This is a genomic window from Mesorhizobium sp. M7A.F.Ca.CA.001.04.2.1, from assembly GCF_003998485.1.
GTDB lineage: Bacteria > Pseudomonadota > Alphaproteobacteria > Rhizobiales > Rhizobiaceae > Mesorhizobium > Mesorhizobium ciceri.
On the sequence record NZ_RZQT01000011.1, the window covers coordinates 80,795 to 87,754 of the forward strand.

Below are 6,960 nucleotides of genomic sequence, written 5' to 3' on the forward strand. Positions count from 1 at the left end.
GGTGTTTGCCGTGCAGGCCTACACATCGAACAGCCAGCCTATCGACAGAAGCGAGACCGTCAGGCTGATCGACCGGCAACGTCCGGACTGGTCGCTGGAACAGGCCTTCTACGCGGACCCTGCCATCTTCGCGCTGGAACGGGATTTGTGGTTTCCGCGCCAATGGATGCTTGTCGCCCATGCCAGCGAGGTCCCAGAAAAGGGCCGCTACATCGTGCGCCAGCTTTTCGACGAGGAGATCATCGTCGTGCGCTTCGGCGATGGCGAGGAGGACATCGCGGCCTACTACAATATCTGCACCCATCGCGGCTCGCGGCTCTGCGCCAAGGATGGTCGCGGCAAGCTTCTGGTCTGCCCCTACCATGCCTGGTCGTTCAGGCTGACCGGCGAGTTGCAGTCACGGCAGGATCTACCGGAAAGCGTCAATCCGGATGCGCTGGGACTGCACCGCGTGCCCTGCAAGCATTTCGGCGGCCTCGTGTTCTGCGGCCTCGATGCCAATTCGCTGCCCGACATCCAGCCTGTCGCGGACGGGCTGACCGGCGGCTTGCGCGAAAACGGCCTTGACCGTGCACGCATCGTCGCGCGCAAGAACTATCTCACCAAGGCGAACTGGAAGCTGGTGCTCGAGAACTTCCTCGAATGCTATCACTGCCGGCCGGCCCACCCCGAATATTACCGCGTCAACGGCCATGTCAAAGTGACCGCGACCCGCGACGCCGACAAGGCGGTCGAGTGGCAGAATGAAATCGAGGCCTGGCACAGCGTCATCGGCGATGCCGAGTTCCACAAGGGCGCGTGGCAGGCTGGCGACCTCGACACGATGCCGTTTGCCATGCACCGCAAGCCGATCGGATCCGGCCGCAACACGCTGTCCAATACGGGCGAGGGGGTCTCATGCCTGATGGGCGGCCGTCACGCCTATGATGGTGGCGAAAGCGGCTTCCGCCTCGGACGCCTGTCGTTTGCAAGTGCTGCCAATGATTATGTCACGCTGTTCCAGATGATACCGCGCAACGCCATGGAAACAGACGTCATCCTGACATGGCTCGTCGACAAGGATGCCGATAACGACGTCGACGCCGATGCGATCAGCTGGATGTGGGACGTCACCACCGTGCAGGACAAGAAGATCACCGAGGACAATGCCAACGGCATCATGTCGCGCGCCTACCGGCCGGGTCCCTATACGCCGCTGGAAAGCCAGACCTCGTTCTTCGTGCAGACCTATCTGTCAGAACTGCGTTCGCTGATCACCGGCACGCGCGGCGCACCGATCAGCCAATGGTCTGCACCGAAGGAACTTTTCGCCTCGCCGAAAGCGGCGAGCTGCAACACGCGCCTCTGACCCGCAGCCGAAGATGCCTCTTTGAGGCGTCGCGTTCCGATGCCATATGAAGGTGGCCGACGGAATGTTGCGGGAGAGGTGGTCATGACCAAAGGTTCGGATCTGTTCGTCGCGGCCCTCGAGAACGAAGGGGTCGAGCGGATTTTCGGCATTCCGGGCGAAGAAAATCTCGATATCGTCGAATCCATCCGCCGCTCCTCGATCCAGCTGATCCTGACCCGCCACGAGCAGGCAGCCGCTTTCATGGCCGCCACCTATGGCAGGCTTACCGGCAAGCCGGGTGTGTGCATCACCACGCTTGGCCCGGGCGCGCTCAACCTTTCGACCGGTTCGGCCTATGCGCTGCTCGGCGCGATGCCGATGATCATGATCACCGGCCAGAAAGGCATCCTGTCATCCCGGCAGGCGCGCTTCCAGATCGTCGACATCGTCGCGGCGATGAAGCCGCTGACCAAGCTGTCGCGTCAGATCGTCTCGCCGAAGATGATCCCCTCGTTGGTTCGCGAAGCTTTCCGTGTCGCCCAGGAAGAGCGTCCCGGCCCCGTACATCTTGAATTGCCGGAAGACATTGCGGCGGCCGAGTGTGAACCGGTAGCACTCGTGCCAACGCATCCGGTCGAACTGCCGCTGGCCAGCCCGGGCGCGCTTGATCGCGCCGCCCGTATGATCACGGAAGCCAGGCGTCCGCTGCTGATGTTTGGTGCGGCGGCGTCGCGACCGCGCGTGACTCCCGATGTCGCCCAGTTCGTGCTGCGGACGCAAATTCCCTATTTCACCACGCAGATGGGCAAGGGCACCGTGCCTGGCGGCACGGAGCTCTATATGGGAACGGCAGCCCTTTCGGAGCGCGACTATGTGCACGAGGCCATCGAACAGGCCGATCTGATCATCACCGTCGGTCACGACACGGTAGAGAAGCCGCCCTTCATCATGGGGGCGAAGGGGCCGAAGGTCATTCATGTCGGCTATCATTCAGCCGATGTCGAGCAGGTCTATTTCCCGCAAGCCGAAATCGTCGGCGACCTCGGTCCTTCGCTGGCGCTGCTGGCCGACCGCATCGAGGGCAAGATCCCCAATGCACAGGCCTTGCTGCCGCTGCGGGAAGGCATTCTGAGCCGAATCGCCGCGCGCGCCACCGAAGATCGCTTCACACCGCAGCGCATCGTGCACGATGTCCGCGCCGTGATGCCGGCGGATGGGATTCTTGCCCTTGACAACGGCATGTACAAGATCTGGTTCGCGCGCAACTACCGCACCCGCATGGCAAACACGATCCTGCTCGACAATGCGCTGGCCACCATGGGCGCGGGCCTGCCGTCGGCGATGATGGCGGCACTGCTCTATCCGCAGCGCCGTGTCATGGCCATCTGTGGCGACGGCGGCTTCATGATGAACAGCCAGGAACTGGAGACCGCCGTCAGGCTCAAGCTCAACCTCGTCGTTCTGCTGCTCGAAGACCATGCCTATGGCATGATCCGCTGGAAGCAGGCGGTCGACGAATTCCCGGATTTCGGCATGACCTTCGGCAATCCCGATTTCGTCAGATATGCCGAGGCCTATGGCGCCAGGGGGACCAGGGTTACGGAGATCGCCGACTTGCGGCCGGCGCTGGAACAGGCCTTCACCGGCGGCGGCGTGCACCTCGTCGTCGTGCCCATCGACTATTCCGAAAACACCAGGGTGCTCGTCGACGAATTGCGCGAACGGCTGCCGGCGCCGCAAGCGAGCTGACGGCGGCAAAGCCGCCGTCAGGATTGCCTGGAGCCGTTGCCGGAGCTCCTACAGCTTGCAGTAAGGCGTGACCGGCGCGATGGTGCCGAAATCCTTGGCGATTTCATAGCTGATGCCGTCTGCGGCCGCCTTGCCGACATAGGAATGGCAGAGCGTGTGGTTGTTGCTGGCATCGACCCGGATCTTGCCTTGCGGCGCGTCGAACTCGATCGTCGGCAGCGCCTTGAGCACATCATCGTCCTTCAGCGATCCGGCCTTCTCGGCGGCCAGGGCGTAGAGATGCAGGCCGTTGTAGCCGGCCTCGCCGATGCCGTTGACCATTTTCTCCTTGCCGAACTTCTCGCGGAAGCTCGCGATGAACTTCTTGTTGACCGGATTGTCGAGCGCCATCCAGTAAGGCTGCGGTGCGTAGGTGCCGGCCGCGACGCCGGGCGGCAGCGCGTCCTTGTTGAAGACCTCGTCGAGCGGTGCGATCAGCGGCTGCTTGATATCGAAGCTGCGATACTGCTTGAGCTGGGTGACGGCGTCGTTGCCGACCACCATCGACCAGACGACATCGGGCTTCAGCGACTTGATCTTCTGGAAGGCCGGGCCGAAATCCGTGGTGCCGAACGGATAGTAGTCGGCGCCGATGATCTTGCCGCCGGCCTTTTCGTAAGCCGCCGTGATCGCCTCGGTCATCTTCTGCGGCCAGGCATAGTCGGAGGCCATGACGTAGATGGTCTTGCCGAGGGTCTCGGCCACCCACGGCATCATCGGGTCGACCTGCTGCATCGGGATCGGGCCGGTGGCGACGAAGTAGCGGTTGCATTCGCCGCCCTCGAAATTGGTTGGGTAGAAGAACAGCTTCTTGGCCTTCGAGGTCACCGACAGCGTAGCACTTCGCTCCGGCGAAATGATCGTGCCCATGACCACGTCGACCTTGTCTTCGTTGATGAGCTTGCGCGCCTTGTCGATGGAACCCTTGGTCGTGGTCTGGTTGTCCTCGATGAACAACTCGACCTGGCGCCCGCCAATGCCATTGGCGGCGTTCAGTTCGGCGGCGGCGAGCTTGTAGCAATTGAGCAGCGTCTCGCCGAGGATCGCCTGCAGCCCGGTGATCGGGATCGACAGGCCGACCTTGACGGTGTCGGCGGCGCGCAGGACCGACGGCGCACCGACCATGGCGAAAGCGGCCGCGGCGCCGCCGGATTTCAAGACAGTTCTTCTGCTTATCATTGTTGTGTTCCCTTCCAGTCCCAGGCGCGCCCCATGCACGCCTTACAAGTCAACAAGCTCCCAGGCGCGCTTCAGGCGCCCTATAGGGCCAACAGATCCTTCAGCAGGGTCTCGTCGGCGAACGCCTCCGGCGCGCCTTCATGGACGATCCTGCCCTTCTCCATCACCAGGCAGCGGTCCGATGCCTTGAGAACGAGATCGAGATTCTGCTCGACCAGCACGATCGCGATGCTGCGTTCGCGCGCGATGCGCGGCACCAGCTCGGCGATCGACTGCACGATGTTCGGCTGTATGCCTTCCGAAGGCTCATCGAGCAGCAGCACCGACGGCAGGCCGCAGAGCGCGCGGCCGATCGCCAGCATCTGCTGCTGGCCGCCCGAAAGCGTGCCGGCGACCTGCGCTTCGCGCTCGCGCAGGATCGGAAAATAGCCGAAGATGTCGACCGGAATGCCGCCGTCGCCACGGTCCTTGGCAGCGCGGGTACCGACCTCCAGGTTTTGCCGCACCGTCAGCTGGTTGAAGATCCCGCGCCCCTGCGGCACATGCGCGATGCCTGCCCGCGCGCGGCGGAAAGCTGGCGCGTTCGTGAGGTCCTTTTCACCGAGAACCACGGCGCCACCGCTCGCCCGCAAGCCGCCGGCGATGACGCGCAGCAGCGTCGTCTTGCCGGCGCCGTTACGGCCGAGCAGGCCGACGACTTCGCCCGGCGCGACACTGAGGTCGATGCCGTTCAGCACCGGGAGCGGGCCGTAGCCGGCTGACACCGCCATTGTCCGCAGCATGATCAGCGCCTCCCCAGATAGACGTCGCGGACCATCTCGTCGGTCTCGACGTCGTGGAAAGGACCGCTGCGCAGGCGGCGTCCCTGATGCAGCACCAGCGTCTCGCAGTTCAGCGCCCGTACGAAGCGGATATCGTGTTCGACGGCGACGATCGAGAACTCGCCCTTTAGGCGCAGCAGCATATCGGCCGTCGTCAGCGTCTCCTGCGGCGTCATGCCGGCGGTGGGTTCGTCGAGCAAAAGCAACCGCGGCTCGATTGCCAGCGCCATGCCGATCTCCAGCCATTGCTTCTGGCCATGCGCGAGTTCGCCGGCCGGTGTGGCGGCGCGATTGCTCAGCGCGACCAATTCCAGCAATTCGCCAACCGGGCGCACAGGCGAGGGCGCCCCCCAGCGGGCGACCTTCACATTGTCTTCCACCGAGAGGCTCGGGAAGACGGACGGGATCTGGAACTTGCGCGCGATGCCGAGCCGGGCGATGCGATGCAGCGGCAGGCCGGCTATGTCGTGGCCGAGGAAGCGCACGCTGCCGCTGGTCGGGCGCAGCGTACCGGTCAACACATTGAGGAAGGTGCTTTTGCCGGCGCCGTTCGGGCCGATGATGCAGCAGAGTTCCTTGTCGCGTACAGTGAGGTTCAGGGCCTCCAGCGCCTGCAGCCCGCCAAAGCGGATGCCGACATTTTCGGCCTGGAGCAGGATGTCGCTCATTGTGCGCGCCTCCCGCCTTTGAACAGGGCTTTCAGTCGCGCGTAGATCGACAGGATGCCGTCCGGCAGGACGAAGACGATGATGACGAAGACACAGCCGAGCAATAGCGGCCACAGGCTCGGGTTGAAACTGCTGATCGTCTGCTGCGCACGCTGGATGAAGATGGCGCCGAGCACCGGCCCCAGCAGCGTGCCGCGCCCGCCGACCGCCACCCAGACGATGACTTCCGTCGACAGAAGCAGTCCGGACAAATCCGGTGCCACCAACCCCGCCATGCAGACATAGAGCGCGCCGGCAAGGCCGGCGATCGCCGCCGACAGGACGAAGGTGACGAGCAGCCGCAACGGCGCATTGTGGCCGAGCGCTGCTGCCCGGACTTCATTGTCCTGTATGGCGGTCAGCACCGTACCCCAGCGGCCACGGCTGATCGACCACAGCGCCAGCACGGTCACCGCGACGATGGCCGAGACGAAGATGTAGCTGGGCAGGTCCTGGCTGAGATCGACGTGCAGCCCGCCGACATCGAAGGCAATCGGCGGAATGCCGATCAGCCCGCTGTCGCCGCCGGTGACCGAGCTCCAGGAGACCGCCGCCTGCTGGCAGATGACGCCCATGGCCAGCGTGACGATAGTGAAATAGCTGCCACGGATGCCGCCGAAAAACAGGAAGTAGCCGATGATGGCGGAGACCAAGGCCGCACCGGCCACCGCACCGATGATGCCAAGCAGGCTGGCGAAGGAGATCGCATCGTTGAGCGTGATCAGCGCCATGATGTAGCCGCCGATGCCGAAAAACGCAGCGTGGCCGAAACACAGGATTCCGGTGCGGCCCCAGAAGAAGTCGAGGCTCGCGGCGAACAGGCCGAAGATCAGCGCGTCGCGGATCACGGTCAGCTGATACCCGCCGACAAAGAACGGATAGATGATCGCGAGCGCCACGCAGGCGGCGAAGATCAGCAGCCAGTTGCGGTCGCGGGCGATCATCGCGACGCTCCGTTGAACAGGCCGTTGGGCCGAAGCCGGACAGCGACGATGGCCGCCAGCAGCACGACCGCCTGCGCCAGCGACGGCGAGATCTGATAATTGAGGATGCTGGTCAGCCCGCCGACGAAGACGCTGCCGGCGACGAGGCCGCCGATCGAGCCGACGCCGCCGACAATGACGACGAAGAAGGC

General features: G+C 64.0%; 6 protein-coding genes and 1 pseudogene. 2 read left to right on the top strand and 5 right to left on the bottom strand.

The features are described from left to right. Positions 1–10: 10 nt before the first annotated feature. Entirely contained in the window at positions 11–1,348 is a 1,338-nt protein-coding gene (locus tag EN955_RS06065; protein WP_164752938.1) for an aromatic ring-hydroxylating dioxygenase subunit alpha, read from the top strand. A gap of 84 nt (positions 1,349–1,432) precedes the next feature. Then, the gene (locus EN955_RS06070) at positions 1,433–3,079 is read left to right on the top strand and encodes an acetolactate synthase large subunit (RefSeq protein WP_024502517.1); all 1,647 of its coding nucleotides are present in this window, start codon (positions 1,433–1,435) and stop codon (positions 3,077–3,079) included. A gap of 48 nt (positions 3,080–3,127) precedes the next feature. Here EN955_RS06070 and EN955_RS06075 read toward each other — a convergent pair whose 3' ends face one another. The 5 genes and pseudogenes from EN955_RS06075 to EN955_RS06095 all read right to left on the bottom strand — a co-directional run. Beyond that, entirely contained in the window at positions 3,128–4,276 is a 1,149-nt protein-coding gene (locus tag EN955_RS06075) for a substrate-binding protein (RefSeq protein ID WP_245265311.1), read from the bottom strand. A gap of 101 nt (positions 4,277–4,377) precedes the next feature. Next, positions 4,378–5,079 carry an ABC transporter ATP-binding protein gene (locus EN955_RS06080; protein WP_024502518.1) on the bottom strand — a complete coding sequence of 234 codons (702 nt, stop codon included), beginning with the start codon at positions 5,077–5,079 and terminating at the stop codon, positions 4,378–4,380. A 2-nt stretch (positions 5,080–5,081) separates the two neighbouring features. Then, entirely contained in the window at positions 5,082–5,786 is a 705-nt protein-coding gene (locus EN955_RS06085) for an ATP-binding cassette domain-containing protein (protein ID WP_024502519.1), read from the bottom strand. Further along, positions 5,783–6,769 (bottom strand): branched-chain amino acid ABC transporter permease, encoded by a 987-nt coding sequence (locus EN955_RS06090; RefSeq protein ID WP_024502520.1) that lies wholly within the window; start codon positions 6,767–6,769, stop codon positions 5,783–5,785. The genes EN955_RS06085 and EN955_RS06090 overlap by 4 nt, the downstream gene beginning before the upstream one ends. After that, positions 6,766–6,960 (bottom strand): annotated as a pseudogene (locus EN955_RS06095) (branched-chain amino acid ABC transporter permease); the annotation flags it as partial. The gene EN955_RS06090 and the pseudogene EN955_RS06095, both read right to left, overlap by 4 nt.

Bases quoted from the DNA above. Each gene is read 5' to 3' on its own strand.
- EN955_RS06070 (WP_024502517.1), top strand. From the start codon at position 1,433: ATGACCAAAGGTTCGGATCTGTTCGTCGCGGCCCTCGAGAACGAAGGG.
- EN955_RS06080 (WP_024502518.1), bottom strand. From the start codon at position 5,079: ATGCTGCGGACAATGGCGGTGTCAGCCGGCTACGGCCCGCTCCCGGTG.
- EN955_RS06085 (WP_024502519.1), bottom strand. From the start codon at position 5,786: ATGAGCGACATCCTGCTCCAGGCCGAAAATGTCGGCATCCGCTTTGGC.
- EN955_RS06090 (WP_024502520.1), bottom strand. From the start codon at position 6,769: ATGATCGCCCGCGACCGCAACTGGCTGCTGATCTTCGCCGCCTGCGTG.